This window comes from Paenibacillus alvei DSM 29 (genome assembly GCF_000293805.1).
Lineage (GTDB): Bacteria > Bacillota > Bacilli > Paenibacillales > Paenibacillaceae > Paenibacillus_B > Paenibacillus_B alvei.
The window spans coordinates 504,267-519,336 of the sequence record NZ_AMBZ01000001.1; the positions used below are offsets into that span (position 1 = coordinate 504,267).

At 51.5% G+C, this 15,070-nt stretch carries 11 protein-coding genes; all 11 read right to left on the reverse strand.

The window, feature by feature from the left end:
* Positions 1 to 114: 114 nt before the first annotated feature.
* The 11 genes from PAV_RS02385 to PAV_RS02435 all read right to left on the reverse strand — a co-directional run bounded on the left by PAV_RS02385 (position 115) and on the right by PAV_RS02435 (position 14,873).
* Positions 115 to 375: a hypothetical protein gene (locus PAV_RS02385; protein ID WP_040734884.1), complete on the reverse strand. Its 261-nt coding sequence runs from the start codon at positions 373 to 375 to the stop codon at positions 115 to 117.
* A gap of 55 nt (positions 376 to 430) precedes the next feature.
* On the reverse strand, positions 431 to 1,288 hold the full coding sequence (locus PAV_RS02390) for an inositol monophosphatase family protein (RefSeq protein ID WP_005543267.1): 858 nt from the start codon (positions 1,286 to 1,288) through the stop codon (positions 431 to 433).
* Positions 1,289 to 1,388: 100 nt separating this feature from the next.
* Positions 1,389 to 2,210, reverse strand: a complete 822-nt coding sequence (locus PAV_RS02395) for a sulfite exporter TauE/SafE family protein (protein WP_005543268.1) — start codon at positions 2,208 to 2,210, stop codon at positions 1,389 to 1,391.
* Between the two features lie 146 nt (positions 2,211 to 2,356).
* On the reverse strand, positions 2,357 to 3,127 hold the full coding sequence (gene fabI, locus PAV_RS02400; RefSeq protein WP_005543269.1) for an enoyl-ACP reductase FabI: 771 nt from the start codon (positions 3,125 to 3,127) through the stop codon (positions 2,357 to 2,359).
* A gap of 152 nt (positions 3,128 to 3,279) precedes the next feature.
* Positions 3,280 to 4,281: a UV DNA damage repair endonuclease UvsE gene (uvsE, locus tag PAV_RS02405; RefSeq protein WP_005543270.1), complete on the reverse strand. Its 1,002-nt coding sequence runs from the start codon at positions 4,279 to 4,281 to the stop codon at positions 3,280 to 3,282.
* 335 nt (positions 4,282 to 4,616) lie between these two features.
* Positions 4,617 to 5,045: a PaaI family thioesterase gene (locus tag PAV_RS02410; RefSeq protein WP_005543271.1), complete on the reverse strand. Its 429-nt coding sequence runs from the start codon at positions 5,043 to 5,045 to the stop codon at positions 4,617 to 4,619.
* A 62-nt stretch (positions 5,046 to 5,107) separates the two neighbouring features.
* Positions 5,108 to 6,784, reverse strand: coding sequence for a long-chain-fatty-acid--CoA ligase (locus PAV_RS02415; protein ID WP_005543272.1), 1,677 nt, complete (start codon positions 6,782 to 6,784; stop codon positions 5,108 to 5,110).
* A gap of 37 nt (positions 6,785 to 6,821) precedes the next feature.
* Positions 6,822 to 8,606 carry an acyl-CoA dehydrogenase family protein gene (locus tag PAV_RS02420; RefSeq protein ID WP_005543273.1) on the reverse strand — a complete coding sequence of 595 codons (1,785 nt, stop codon included), beginning with the start codon at positions 8,604 to 8,606 and terminating at the stop codon, positions 6,822 to 6,824.
* 78 nt (positions 8,607 to 8,684) lie between these two features.
* Entirely contained in the window at positions 8,685 to 9,866 is a 1,182-nt protein-coding gene (locus PAV_RS02425) for an acetyl-CoA C-acyltransferase (protein ID WP_005543274.1), read from the reverse strand.
* A gap of 34 nt (positions 9,867 to 9,900) precedes the next feature.
* A complete protein-coding gene (locus PAV_RS02430; RefSeq protein ID WP_005543275.1) occupies positions 9,901 to 12,297 on the reverse strand; it encodes a 3-hydroxyacyl-CoA dehydrogenase/enoyl-CoA hydratase family protein in 2,397 nt (798 codons plus the stop codon).
* A gap of 404 nt (positions 12,298 to 12,701) precedes the next feature.
* Positions 12,702 to 14,873, reverse strand: a complete 2,172-nt coding sequence (locus PAV_RS02435; RefSeq protein WP_193372975.1) for a (Fe-S)-binding protein — start codon at positions 14,871 to 14,873, stop codon at positions 12,702 to 12,704.
* Positions 14,874 to 15,070 lie beyond the last annotated feature (197 nt).

The following is a 15,070-nucleotide window of genomic DNA, read 5'->3' on the forward strand; positions in this document are numbered from 1 at the left end:
CCTTTAACAGTTTCATACGAGTTCATGATTATCGTTCCTCCTACTTTTGATGTCAATTTCAATAGTAAGATGCCTCACTTCGGTCAATTGTTTTGGTGCAAAAAAAATCCCGGACTAATTCCGGGACTCTCCATCGCGCTTAGCGCGTTTCATATATTGGTCATAACGGTCGTCTACTTCCTCAGCGATAGAGCGATACCGATTCGTTTCTTCTACGATTGGATCCAGCGTCGTCTGAATACGGATTTCGGTTCGCGGCGCTATTCGACGTCTAACAGCCTCGTCCGGCTTCTCTGTATCCATCTCTCCTGCCGTCAGCCGCTCGTGCAGCTCTGCCTCCAGCTGCTCTTGTCTTCCCTTGTCCCGTTCAGTCACAGGAACACCTCCCTCAAGCACATTCTCCCTCTAGTATGAGCTTGAATGACACTCTCTAGCCTTGAGCTTTTGCTTCTCTTAACGCTTCAATGAAGGAGCCGTGAATATGTCCGTTCGAGGCAACGACGTCCCGCACGCCTAGATGATATGGTCTGCCGTACGTATCTGTTACCTTGCCGCCGGATTCCGAGATGAGCAAGCTGCCCGCGGCCAAATCCCAAGCATTCAGGTTCAATTCCCAGAACCCTGTCAAGCGGCCTGCAGCCACATAAGCCATGTGGAGAGCGGCCGAGCCTGCGGTACGGATGTTGCGAACCTGCGGCGCAAGCGCGGTAATCCCCGCCAAATTCGCGGGCAACGCATGTTCTCGCTCCGTAGGGAATCCGCTTGCAATCAAGCTCGCCCCGAGCTGCTGCTCTGGTGCCACCTGCATTCGGCGTCCGTGCACATAGGCACCCTTTCCTTTTTCCGCCACGAACAGTTCATCTCTCGTCGGATCGTACACAATGCCGACAATCACTTCTCCCTTATGCGCCAATGCGATCGATACGGAGTAGAATGGGAACCCGTGAACATAATTTGTCGTTCCATCGAGCGGATCAATAATCCACACATATTCCTCCTGCAGCGCCTTCTCCAATGCCCGCTTGGCCGCATCCTTTCCAGGATCCACCGATTCCTCGCCGAGAATAGTATGCTGCGGGAAATGGGTCAGCAGCAAACGGCGGATCATCTGCTCGGCTCCTTTGTCAATTTCGGTAACAAGATCGTGCATAGAAGATTTTATATTCAGCGATATGTACTGCCCTAATTTACTCTTAATCCATTCACCCGTCTTAGCCGCACAGTTGACTGCTACCGCTGTATAACTTTTACTGGTGACCACATGAGGAGTCTTGTCTGAAGTATTCAAGGCTTCACGCTACTTTCTATTAAAAATTGCTTCCTTTTCTTCCAATATACGTAGTAATCCCTTAGAAGTTTCGTTCGAATATCCAAGCTATGCAAAATGTTCATGAGCCTGCAAATCCGCTCACAATCATGCGAATCGCAAGTATCAACAAGGTAATTCGCAGCACCAGCAGCAGCCCTTTGCCCGACATTCGATTCGCGATTGCTGCACCTAGCCTTCCGCCAATCCAGGCGCTCGGCGCCAATATTGCAACCAGCATCCAATCGACGGAACCATTCCATGCATGCACGGTTGTTCCCAGAATGGAGGACAGGAAGATAACGAACATGGATGTCGCCGAAGCAACATGCGGTGGGTAGCGAAATAACAGTACTATGAGCGGAACGAATAATGAACCGCCGCCTATGCCAAACAGCCCTGAAATGAAGCCGACCGCAAACCCGATAAACAACATCGGCACCACGCTGTACCCGTATTCGGTAGCTTGTCCAGACGGATCTACATATGTGCGAGTACTTCGCCATGCGATGTTCACTGGCTTCAACCGTTCCTTGACGACCATCAGGATCGCCATCCCGAGCATGAAGAAGCCGAACACTAGATTGAATACATTGTCCTTGAAATACTCTGTAAGTGCCGCGCCCAGCATGGAAGCAGGCCCGCTTGTAATGAAATAGATCGCCCCGCTTCGCCAATCGACACGCTTCACCTTCATATAGGCAATTGTAGACGAAAGAGCTGTAAAAATAAGCACCGCCAGCGATGTCCCTACTGCTGTCTGTGAGGTAACGGCTTCTCCCAGCAGGTGCGGGCCGAAGAAAATGAGCCCTGGCACAATAATGATTCCGCCGCCTAGTCCTACAAGGCTGCCGAACGTTGCTGCGATTAGTCCGATAAGAACAAGAAACAGAATGGTTGCCATCAAATGCTCCTACTTTCCTCGCAATAGTAAGTCCCTATTTCTGAACGATATATAAACTGTCGCCCATACGAATAAATAAAAATCCGCCCGCAGGCAGCTGCCGATTCAAGCAGTTTGCCAAACAAGGCGGATATAGAAGTCGAGTGTTACACGCCGACAATGTGATAACCGCTGTCCACGTAGATCACTTCACCCGTAATACCGCGTGAGAAGTGGCTCATCAGGAACATTGCAGTATCGCCAACTTCCGCCGTGTCTGTTGTGCGGCGCAGTGGTGCCTTCTCCTCAACCTGCTTCAAGATCGAGTTGAAATCGCTGATGCCCTTGGCAGCAAGCGTACGGATCGGACCTGCAGAAATTGCATTGACGCGTATGTTGAACTGTCCCAGATCTGCCGCCAAGTAGCGAACAGAAGCTTCAAGCGCAGCTTTCGCGACACCCATGACATTGTAGTTCTTCATTGCGCGCTCTGCGCCGAGGTAAGTCATTGTCATAATGCTTCCGCCTTCTGTCATGAGCGGATGCAGGCGCTGAGCTACAGCTACCAGAGAGTATGCACTGATGTCTTGCGCTAGCGCGAAGCCTGCACGGGATGTATCTGCATACAGTCCTGTTAATTCTTCTGTCTTCGCAAATGCGATACTATGCACCAAACCATGCAATGTACCGAATTCTTCACGAAGTTTATCTGCCAATTGATCAATCTCTTCATCTACCGTAACGTTGCATGGAAGAATGACTGCATTCGGAATCGTTTCAGCTAGTTTGCGCACACGTGCTTCCACACGGTCGCTTTCGTATGTAAATGCCAATCTTGCGCCTTGTGCGGCGAGTGATTGCGCGATTGCCCACGCGATGCTGCGATCGTTCGCGACACCCATAACCACGATATTTTTACCTGCTAACAATTGAGACATTACTAAATTTCCTCCTCTCGCCATTTCGCATCATCAATTTGGTTTCACGAACTATGCATGTCCCTTTTTGACTGTTGCGGAAAAGCTCTTTTTTCAACGTATCCTATTTTTGCTTGATTTTCAAGTAGCAACTAGCAATCTGCGACTAGACACTACGGATCAATCTTCACACTCGCTTGATTAAGAATCGTTACCCCTTCTCCCGTATAGGGTACAAGATCTTTCATAAGCTGGAATAAGGCTCCGTCCTTCTGCTTTGCCTCCAGCATAACATCAATGCGCTCTGTATAAGAGGCAATCGCTCTGAGGAAGGCGAGCAAAGGCTTCACTTCCACGTAGTCAGCGTGTCCTCTTATATCGGAGGAGCTTTTAGGGCTGGACACATGAATCTTCGGCGGAAGCGGATTTTCGTTTGTCGCATCTGCCTGTCCGTAAGGCGTAAGCCATGTCTTCAATATGCGCGGCCACAGCTCATCCCATGATTCCCCTTCATTATTCACCCATTGATGATGAATATCGAGAACCATAGGGACGCCGAGCCGTTCACTAATTTGCAGTGTCTCCACTGCATTGAATGTTTTGTCATCGTTCTCTAATGTCATGCGCTTCTGTATAGCTTCAGGCAGTGCCTTGAAGTTCTCGATAAATCGTTCGCCCGCAATCTCCTTGTTGCCATAAGCACCGCCGACATGAATGTTGTTCTTCGCCCGGGCATCCACTCCCATTGCCTGCAGCATGCGCACATGATGCTCTAAATCCTTCACGGACTTGACAAGCACATCCTCGCGCGGCGTGCTCAGTACGGTAAAGTGATCAGGGTGGAAGGACACGCGCATGTGATGCTCGTTCACATACTGCCCAATCGCTTGAAAACCCTTCTGCAAAGCGGGAAATGGATCCCAATCATTCAGCTCCGGATGCGTAGCCAGCGGAATTAACTTCGAGGAGAAGCGGTACAACTGAATGTCGTGTGCACGATTATGCTTTAGGAGCCGCAGCGTATTGTGCAGATTTTCTTCCGCTATGCGTTCCGCCTTGCGCAAAGCCGCAGCACGATCCTCCAGTTTGCGAAATGATGCGTATGTCATCGTACGCGAGGGCGAGGCATTCGCCACCGTGACCGACATCGCTACATATCCGAATCGAACCAGCATACTTCGGATTCCTCCCGACTGCTATTGTCATGCCGGCAAATACTTCTGCCCAATCTGACAAGCGTTTTCTCCTTCTAGCATTACCTTACTAGCGTGCGCTTAATCGACTAAACTAGGAGATGTTCGCCATTGTGGACATAACGCGCTTCCTTACTGTACTTTGTCGAATACTCTATCTAAACCTAAAACTATCTAAATCCTTTAAAGATTGCTTCACTATCGGCTGCAAGAAATAGATATGACTTATACAGATTAACCGATTTTGGCAATGCAAAAACCCCTGACCTATTTGGTGCAGGGGCTTGCTCTATTAAGTTAAGTATGCCTGAACACAGTCATATCACCCGGAACGTCGCCAGCGCAAGGGAACCAAGCTTGCCTTCCGCATCAATTACCCGTCCTGTGCAAGTGATTGAGCGGCGCGTTTCATGCACGATTTCCGCCGTAACTCGAAGTTCTCCGGCCTGCAGCGGCGCAACAAAGTTTACGTTCAAATTGGATGTAACCGTATTTTCATCGGGTCTAGCCAACATCGTAGCCAATCCCATCGCGTTATCTAATAGAGAGGACAGTACCCCGCCATGAACGATGCCTATGGCATTCAAATGATGCCGTCCAGCATCAAGTTTTAGAACGACATGCCCCGGCTCTGCCGTCAACGTTTCGCAGCCAAGGTAATCCCAGAAGGTTCCCTTCGCTTGCGCATACAATTGGTCGAGTCGCTCGCTTACGATGGATACAGGGGTTGCTGCCAGCTCCTCCATAGAAATTCCCACCTCCAAGCACTTCTTTATTCAACTTCATGCCAGCAACAAATACAGCCTTACTACTTTTTCACCAATTCATCCTCTTCCAGCAGCATGCGGCGCAGTACCTTGCCCGCAATGGTCTTCGGCAGCTCACTGCGGAATTCATATTGGCGCGGCACCTTGAAGGAGGCCATCCGCTCGCGGCACCAGACATTTAACTCATCTTCGGTTACTTGGGCTCCAGCGCGAGTCACAATATATGCTTTGACCGTCTCTCCTCGGTAAGCGTCGGGCACACCCACAACGACGGCTTCCTTTACACTTGGATGCTCGTACAGCACTTCCTCCACTTCCCGCGGATAAATATTGAACCCGCCGGCAATGATCAAATCTTTTTTTCGATCAATGATGGAGAAAAATCCTTCCTCATCCTGCCTTCCCAGGTCCCCTGTATACAGCCATCCATCCCGAAGCGCCGTTACGGTCTCCTCCGGCTTGTTCCAATACCCCTTCATCACCTGTGGGCCGCGGACAATCAGTTCTCCTACCTCGCCCTGCGGCAACTCTTCTCCCGTGTAGGAATCAACGATCTTCGCCTCCGTATCGGGGAACGGAATGCCAATAGAACCATTTTTGCGTTTGCCCCACAACAGGTTCGCATGCGTAATCGGCGATGCTTCCGTCAAGCCATACCCTTCGATAAGCACGCAGCCCGTCAACGCTTCGAACTTCTCCTGCACCTCCAGCGGCAGCGAAGATGCGCCGCTGATGCATGTGTGAATGGAAGACAGGTCATAACGGTTCGTATCCGGATGATTAATCAGCGAAATGTACATCGTCGGCGCCCCTGGGAACACGGTCGGACGCAGCTTATGAATAATCTGCAGCATTTCGGAGGCCTCGAACTTCGGCACAAGCACGTTCATCCCCCGACACAGCGTGCACAGATTCATCAAAATAGTCATCCCGAATACATGGAAAAATGGAAGCGCTCCCAAGAAGACTTCTTCTCCGCGCTTCACCTTATAGAACCATGCCGCCGATTGCATCGTATTGGCGACCAAGTTTCTATGGGTCAACATCACCCCTTTAGGTGTGCTTGTCGTCCCTCCGGTGTACTGCAGCAGTGCCAGATCGTTTTCTCCGTCGACTTCCGCACAGATAAATTTTGGCGGAACGCTTTTGAGCAATGGCGCAAAGGCATGAACGTGATCATCATACTTTACCCCGGCCGCCTGAACGTTTTTCTTCATCTTTAAGGAAAACAGCACGTTTTTCGGAAAGGGCAAGTAATCCTTAATAGAGGTTACGATCGCGTGCCGAAGCTGTGTGCGTGCCTGAACGGCACGCACACGCGGATATAATACATCAAGGGTTACGATCGCGGCTGCTCCGGAATCGGATAGCTGGATCGCCAGTTCACGTTCCTTATAGAGCGGGTTTGTAAGTACAGCTATACATCCGGCCATCAGCGTACCATAATACGCAATGACGGTCTGTGGACAGTTGGGCAGCATGATTGCCACTCGCTCCTTGCTGCCAATTCCAAGCCGCACAAGTGCATTTGCGAATCGGCAGCACTCTTCAAGCAATTGCTCATAGCTCAAACGCTTCCCCATGAATTCAAGCGCGGGCCGTTTCGGGTATTCCCGTGCCGCATCGATGAGGAATTGGGCGACATTATGTCGCGGGTAGTCATACGTCGGGTCAATTTCCTGCGGGTAATGACGGAGCCATGGCTTTTCCAATGGCATACCTAACCATCCCTTCCTCGCGGGGTTCTCCCGCGTATTACGAGACCACGTATTTTTCCGCTTGAATCACGCGTGCCGCTATCTCACGCTTTATGCCTACGCCGTCAATTGGCGAGCTCTTCGCCAGCTTCTTCAGAATCGACAGTTGTGTGCGCAATACGTCGCCTGACTCCATTACCGCCAGCGTTTCCTTGGCTGTACGTTCAATATCAGCGAATGCCTCATGCATGTATACAGTTGTCATTTGCATCGCAAGTTTCGCCTTTGCCTCGCCCTCCTTCGCCATCAGCTTGCGAGTGCGCAGCAGCGCGCTTTCCATTGCGTATACGGCAATCATTAAATCAGCAAGGTTGCTCAAAATTTCCTGGTGCTGCTCAAGCGATGTTCCGTATTTTTGAGCTGCTAATCCACCAAGCATAAGGAATATCTTTTTCGCCATCTTAACGATATGTTCTTCCTGCTCCATTGCTCCACCTGATTCCGGCATGGATACGATCGACATCAGATCGGCTTGGAGCGCCTTCGCCTTTTGCAGGAGCGGCAGTTCTCCCTTGGCAGCTCTCTTAAGCAGCGTGCCTGGGATAAGCAATCTGTTAATTTCATTTGTTCCTTCGAAAATGCGGTTAATGCGGGAGTCGCGGTAGATGCGCTCGATTTTATACTCCTGCGTAAAGCCGTAGCCGCCATGAATTTGAACGCCTTCATCGGCTACGAAATCAAGCACCTCTGAAGCGAACACTTTATTAATGGAGCATTCAAGCGCGTATTCGGTAATCGCCTTGGCCATTAACTGACCTGAATCCGGCTGCTTGTAATCGATGTCTTTCAGCACATTGTCCACCAAGCCAGAAGTCCGATACACCATCGACTCCGTTACATAAGTACGGATGTTCATATCTGCCAGCTTATTGCCGACAAGAGAGAATTCTGTAAGCGCCTTGCCGAACTGTTTGCGTTCGCCAGCATATTTCACGCTCAACTCGATCGCTTCCTTCGCTGCTCCGAGACATCCAGCCCCCAGCTTGAAGCGGCCGATGTTCAAAATATTGAACGCAATAACGTGCCCGCGGCCTACCTCTCCGAGTACATTCTCCACTGGAACCTTGACGTCCTCGAAGAAGAGCGGACAAGTGGAAGAACTCTTAATTCCCATCTTCTTCTCTTCCGGTCCAACCGTGAAGCCTTCCATTCCCTTCTCAACAATGAATGCCGTGAAGTCCTTGCCGTCTACCTTCGCATATACGACAAAAATATCGGCGAAGCCCGCATTTGTAATAAAAATTTTAGAGCCATTCAGCACGTAATGACTGCCATCCTCAGACAGCTTCGCTGTCGACTTCGCGCTAAGCGCATCTGATCCAGATGACGGCTCCGTAAGGCAATAAGCAGCGATTTTAGCGCCTGTCGCAAGGTCAGGCAAATATTTGGCCTTCTGCTCTGGCGTGCCAAAGAATACGATCGGAAGCGTCCCGATACCCACATGCGCGCCAACGGAGAGCGCGAAGCCAGATGCTTTGGTCAGCGTTTCGCCGATCAGCGTAGAGCTGACCTTGTCGAGCCCAAGACCGCCATATTCTTCTGGAATGTCCGCGCCGAGCAGCCCGATTTCCCCGGCCTTGCGCATCAGCTTAACCGTCAAATCGTAATTCAATTTTTCCAATTCTTCGTCGTGCGGCAGCACTTCTCCTTCTACGAAATCACGAGTTGTATCCACCATCATGCGCTGTTCTTCGGTGAAATCCTCCGGAGTAATGATCGCATCCGGAGTGATGTCATCAATGACAAAGCTTCCGCCTTTGATTTTCTGTTCCAACATGGTCATGGTAATCTTCTTCCTTTCGAAGTGGATTAAGAATGGATAAGTGACTCTGAACAATTTGAACAATACGATGCAAAAAGTTTAAGCAAACACCTCGAACACTCCGGCGGCTCCCATTCCACCACCGATGCACATGGACACGACACCATAGCCGCCGCCGCGGCGGCGAAGCTCATGCAAGAGTGTTGCCGTCAGCTTCGAACCTGTGCACCCAAGCGGATGGCCGAGCGCAATCGCGCCGCCGTTCACATTCACCTTGCTCTCATCCAGCCCCAAGTGGCGAATGATATGCAAACATTGCGAGGCGAAGGCTTCATTCAATTCAAATAGATCGACCTGATCCTGCGTAATGCCTGCCTTGCGCAGCGCCTTCGGAATCGCTTCTACAGGCCCGACGCCCATAATGTCAGGCGCGACGCCAGCCAACGCGAAGCTGCGGAAGGCCGCAAGCGGCTTCAATCCAAGCTCCTTCGCTCTGTCGGCGCTCATCATCACACAGGCTGCAGCCCCGTCATTCATCGGTGAGCTGTTGCCCGCCGTTACGCTGCCGCCCAAGGAGAACGAAGGCTTCAGCTTCGCAAGCACCTCCTCCGTCGTGTCCGGACGAACGCATTCATCCATATCGAAGGTCAGTTCCTTTTCCCAAGGACGGCCGTTACTGTCGACTCCTCTTTGTACCGTTGAGACAGGCACGATCTCGTCACGGAATTTGCCTTCAGCGATAGCTGCCGCAGCCTTGCGATGACTGTCAGCAGCGAATCGATCCTGTTCCTCACGGCTAATGCCGAATCGCTTCGCCACATTTTCCGCTGTGTATCCCATGCCCATATATACTTCCGGCATATCTGAGACCAGCTTCGGATGCGGCGCAAGCTTGAAGCCGGTCATCGGCACCGCGCTCATGCTCTCTACTCCGCCGGCAACAATCGTGTCCGCAGCGCCGGCCATAATCCGTTCTGCAGCGAACGCAATCGACTGCAGGCCAGAAGCACAAAACCGATTAACCGTAACCGCAGGCACCTCCTGCGGATAACCTGCATACAGCGACACAATGCGTGCCATGTTCAAGCCTTGCTCGCCTTCCGGCATTGCACAGCCGAGTATGACGTCCTCAATGTCCGATTTGTTCAAGCCTGGTGCGCGTCGAACAACTTCCTCCAGTACAGTTCTCCCCAGATCCTCGGCTCTCGTCTGCGCGAGGCTCCCTTTCTTCGCCCGGCCAACCGGCGTACGCGCTATAGATACAATGACTGCTTCTTTCATTGCGATCTCCCCTCATTCATAATTTGGAAGGATATTAATTGCGCAGCGGCTTGCCCTTGGAGAGCATGTGCTGCATGCGCGCCTGCGTCTTCGGTTCGCCGCACAGGCTTAAGAAAGCTTCACGTTCCAGATCGAGCATGTATTGCTCGCTCACCAAGCTGTTCGCCGGTACGTTGCCGCCCGCAAGCACATGCGCCAGCTTATTGGCAATCAGCCGGTCATGATCCGAGATATAGCCGCCGAGCTGCATCGTATAGGCTGCCAGTTGCAGCACAGATTTGCCTGGTTCACCAACGACACGGATGCGCTCCTCTTCTCTCGGCGCATATCCGGCCCGATCCATTTCCAGTACAGCCATCTTCGCCTCATGGATACGGCGATCCGGGTTGATAACGACGGAATCGTTAGGTCCCATATAGCCGAGCCGCTTCGTGTCATGTCCGCTCGTCGACACCTTCGCCATGGCAATGGTTTCGAAATAGCTGTTCACGTATGATTGCAGGTCTGGATTCGTCTTGCCGACGATCTGGCTTGAGCGCAAGGCCATCTCTTTGCAGCCGCCGCCCCCTGGAATCAAGCCAACGCCCGTTTCAACTAATCCGAAGTATGTTTCTGCGGAGAAAATGATTTTATCTGCCGGCAGGCACGCTTCTACCCCGCCTCCAAGCGTCATTTGATGCGGCGCAGCTACGACAGGCTTCTCCAGTCTCTTCAGCGTCAGCATCGCATTCTGGAACTGGCTGATGATGAGATCAATTTCATCCCATTCCTCTTCCTGAGCCTCCATTAGAAGTAGCATGACATTTGCGCCCACGCAGAAGTGGCGCCCTTCATTTGCAACAACGAGTCCGCGATAATTGCGGCGAACTTCCTCCACGCTTTTCAGAATCATCGTCAAAATGTCCGCGCCGATAGCATTGTTCGGCGAATGGAACTCCAGACAAGCTACGCCGTCTCCGATGTCGATCAAGCTAGCACCCGGATTAGACAGCACGACCTTGTTCTGCTGCTTAAGCTGCTTGAGGGAAATATGCTCCGCTGCCGGCTCCAGCTCAGTCCACGCCCCGCCATGAACGTAAAATTGTTGTGCCTCACGCTTCTCATAGAAGTGAGTATGTCCCTCAGCAATCCAGGCACTTACCCAATCCGGCAGCACGTCGCCCTCAGCCTCCATGCGTTTGGCTGCCGGCACCAGGCCGATCGCGTCCCACACTTCGAAAGGCCCGAGCTCCCAATTGAAGCCCCACTTCATCGCATTGTCGATATCGACAATCGAATCGGCGATTTCGCCCAGTTTGTGCGCCGAATAGAGCAGCACCGGCTTTAGCGTGTTCCATGCCAGCTCGGAATAACGATCCTTTGTTCCGAGCAGCGCCTTGATTTTATTCGCTGCACCCTTGGCAGACTTCGATGCTTCCAGGGAGGCGGATGAGATTTTACGTACCGGTTCATATTCCATCGTATCGAAGCGCAGTGCCTGTATGACCTTCCCAGAATCGGTTTTCACTTTCTTATAGAAGCCTTGGCCCTGCTTTTCGCCGATCCAGCCCAGATCAACCATCCGGTTAAGAACGTCCGGCGCACTGAATACATCCTTCTCTACTGTCGCTGCCGTTTGATCATGCACATTCGCCGCAACATGCACGAACGTGTCGAGCCCGACCAGATCGAGTGTGCGGAAGGTTGCGCTCTTTGGACGGCCAAGTGCAGGTCCAGTGACAGCATCCACTTCCTCTACCGTGTATCCAAGCTCCATCATATTCCGCAATGTAATCAGCAGCCCAAATGTGCCGATTCGGTTGGCGATAAAGTTCGGCGTGTCCTTGGCTACAACGACGCCTTTGCCGAGGCGACGCTCGCAGAACTCGTGCATGTAGGACACGATTTCCGGATCAGTCGTCTCACCTGGAATGATTTCTAGCAGCTTCATATAGCGTGGAGGATTGAAAAAATGAGTTCCTAAAAAGTGCTTTTTAAATGACTCTCCACACAAAGAAACCATTTCGTTGATGGATATGCCTGACGTATTCGATGTTACGATCGTTCCCGGCTTCCATACTCCCTCGATTCGCTTCAGCAAGTCGCGCTTAACGTCCAGTCTCTCGACGACGACTTCAATAATCCAGTCCACGTCTGCAAGCTTCGACAGATCATCTTCCAGATTGCCCGGTGTAATTCTGCCTGCGAACTCTTCACTATAAAGCGGTGCCGGCTTCGTCTTCTTCAGGCGTGCGATGGCATCCGTAGCTAAGCGATTGCGCACAGCAGGATGCTCCATTGTGAGCCCTTTTTTGGATTCAGCTTCTGTAAGCTGTTTCGGAACGAGGTCGAGCAAAAGGCAGCGAATGCCTGCGCCCGCCAAGTGAGCGGCAATAGCCGCACCCATTACGCCAGAGCCGATAACGGCGGCGTTTTGAATCGGTTGAACCATATGCGAGTTCCCTCCCAATTTGAAATGGTCTGTGTCACATGATGAGAACAACAAGAACCATATCGATATGAAATTGTTGGCTGATGACGCTACTCTGAGGTGTTCCCTGCTTCAGGAATGTTGGGTGCACTTCGTAAGATGTTCCCTGCTTCAGGGCTTGTAAGTGTGTGTACTTCGTGAGGTGTGTACTGCTTGAATGGTGTACTTCTGAGATGTGCAATGCTTCAGTTCAGGTCACTGCTCTAAGACAGGCACTTATCTGAACTTTGCTTGTCGTTGTGGTTGCAGATTCATAGAAGAAAGGTTTATGGAGTAGTTCATTGATGGTGAAATTAATGATATTTTGACCCCTGTTCAAAAAATGTGAAGCTGCTACTTTGATGTCTTTATTACAGGTTGTCTGATTATACTGATATCGGCTGTCTGTCATCCGTCTTAACCGAACCGAATACGGCTAGTTCAAGGATTTCAGCGATGTCGCGCGTCTGAACGGATTCATCGGCCTCAAGCAGCTTGGTGCCATCCTCCATCATCGTGAGACAATACGGGCATGCCGATGATATAACGGTCGGCTTCGTGGCCAGTGCCTGTTCGGTGCGCGCTAGATTGACGCGCTTACCTGCGGTCTCTTCCATCCACATCATGCCGCCGCCGGCTCCACAGCACATGCCGTTCTCGCGGCTTCGCTCTATCTCAAGCAGGGTAACGCCTCGGATCGCCCGCAGTATATTGCGCGGCTGCTCGTAAACGCCGTTATAGCGCCCAAGATAGCAGGAGTCGTGATACGTAATTCGTTCGTCCACTTCGTGCTGCGGCACAAGACTTCCCGAACGTATCAACTCGTCAAGCAACTCACTGTGGTGGAGAACTTCGGCTTCCAGCCCGAACTCGGGATACTCATTTTTTAACGTGTTGTACGTATGAGGACAGGCCGTAACAATTCTGCGTACCTTATATTTTTGGAATGTGGCGATGTTTTCCTCGCATAGCTGCTGGAACAAAAACTCATTGCCCATGCGCCGCGGAGTATCGCCCGAATTCTTTTCCTCATTGCCGAGTATGGCAAAGTTCACGCCAGCTTCATTCATTAGGCGCACAAGCGCCCTCGTCACCTTCCGGCTGCGATTATCATAAGAGCCCATGGAACCGACGAACAGCAGAATATCGAACTCTGGATTCTCCTTCACTGTCGGTACATGCAGCACTCCCTCAGGATCGACTTCCTTTACCCATTTCACCCGATCACTGCGGCTGATGCCCCACGGATTGCTTTGACGCTCAATGTTCTGCAGCGCCCGCTGTCCGTCATGCGGCATGCTGCCTTGCGTTAGCACCAGATAACGGCGCATATCTACGATCTTGTCGACATGCTCATTGCCGACCGGACATTGATCCTCACAGTTGCGGCAAGTCGTGCATGCCCATATTTCAGCTTCGGACATGACGTCGCCAATAAGCTCTAATTCTTCCGGCGGATGCTGTGCGATTTGCCAAGTGGCAGCCTGTGCCTGCATTGTCGATGCAATGTCGGTCATTCCCTGTCCCTGCCACTTCCCAAGTTCCGCTCCCTCAGGATTCATTCTGTGCGTGCCCGATGACTTGAATGCAAAAGCAGGGGCCCACGGCGATCGTGATGTAACGGCCGCCCCTTTCTCTGTCAGGTGATCGCGCAGCTTGACGATCATGTGCATGGGCGACAGCCATTTCCCTGTGCCGGCAGCCGGACATACATTCGTGCAGCGGCCGCACTCTACGCATGCGTACAGATCCATCAGCTGCTTCTGAGTGAACTCCTCCACTTTGCCCACACCGAACGATTCCGCTTCCTCATTTTCCAAGTCAAGCTTGCTCAAACGTCCGACCGGCTCTGTGCGCCGAAGCAGTAGATTGACCGGCGCCGACAGCAGATGGAAATGCTTGCTCTGCGGTACGTAAACAAGAAATGCAAGCAGAATCACCAAGTGCGCCCACCAGAATGTCATATAGAGCGCCTCGGCCACTCCGTGAGAGATGCCGGTAAATGCCCCTGCAATAAGAGAAGAAATTGGCGCGTATCCCGATGCGCCTTCTCCTTCGGCTAATCGATGGAATCCCATCGTCAATAAGACAGACAGCATTAGAGAGTAAATGAAGAAGACGACAATAGACGGCTTCCATCCACGCTTCAGCCTCCCCAGCTTCTCGCCGTATCTGCGATAGGCGGCATAGCCCATGGCGATGAGCACCAAGGTCACGGTTGCTTCTTGCAGAAGCTCGAATGCCTCATACCCGGGAATAGGCAGCGGCTTGCCCGACAGTCCTTTATAAATAATATCCAGCGCGCCGACTTGCAAAATGATAAATCCATAGAAGATGATAATATGCATCAGACCGCTTTTCTTATCCTTCAGCAGCTTCGTTTGCCCGAACACTTGAGCGGCAAATGCATGCAAATTGTGCTTCACACGTCCGCTCCAATTCACCGGCTGCCCAAGCTTGACATACATGAATCGGTGATAGACCGCTTTGGCAAACCAATACACGCCGAGTCCCGTGACGGCCAAAAACAGGACGAGCTGCACGATCGCTCCCGGCATCGGAACCATCCCCTTTCTCAGTATTGAAAATGAATGAACTACCCATAGGAAGCGTTTACATCCCATTAGCATCATGAGCTTATCATGTGCTTATCTACTGCCTAAACCCAGATCGATATCCAATGATTGACAATGATCTCAGTTCTATTTTATGATAGCAGCAGAAACTGAATGAGCATTCATTCATTTGTATTCCA

What these genes read in the sequence shown, in the direction of transcription:
- PAV_RS02415 (WP_005543272.1), bottom strand. Translation starts at nt 6,784, where the DNA reads ATGCCATTGGAAAAGCCATGGCTCCGTCATTACCCGCAGGAAATTGAC.
- PAV_RS02420 (WP_005543273.1), bottom strand. Translation starts at nt 8,606, where the DNA reads ATGACCATGTTGGAACAGAAAATCAAAGGCGGAAGCTTTGTCATTGAT.
- PAV_RS02425 (WP_005543274.1), bottom strand. Translation starts at nt 9,866, where the DNA reads ATGAAAGAAGCAGTCATTGTATCTATAGCGCGTACGCCGGTTGGCCGG.
- fabI (WP_005543269.1), bottom strand. Translation starts at nt 3,127, where the DNA reads ATGTCTCAATTGTTAGCAGGTAAAAATATCGTGGTTATGGGTGTCGCG.
- uvsE (WP_005543270.1), bottom strand. Translation starts at nt 4,281, where the DNA reads ATGCTGGTTCGATTCGGATATGTAGCGATGTCGGTCACGGTGGCGAAT.
- PAV_RS02430 (WP_005543275.1), bottom strand. Translation starts at nt 12,297, where the DNA reads ATGGTTCAACCGATTCAAAACGCCGCCGTTATCGGCTCTGGCGTAATG.
- PAV_RS02435 (WP_193372975.1), bottom strand. Translation starts at nt 14,873, where the DNA reads ATGCCGGGAGCGATCGTGCAGCTCGTCCTGTTTTTGGCCGTCACGGGA.
- PAV_RS02395 (WP_005543268.1), bottom strand. Translation starts at nt 2,210, where the DNA reads ATGGCAACCATTCTGTTTCTTGTTCTTATCGGACTAATCGCAGCAACG.
- PAV_RS02410 (WP_005543271.1), bottom strand. Translation starts at nt 5,045, where the DNA reads ATGGAGGAGCTGGCAGCAACCCCTGTATCCATCGTAAGCGAGCGACTC.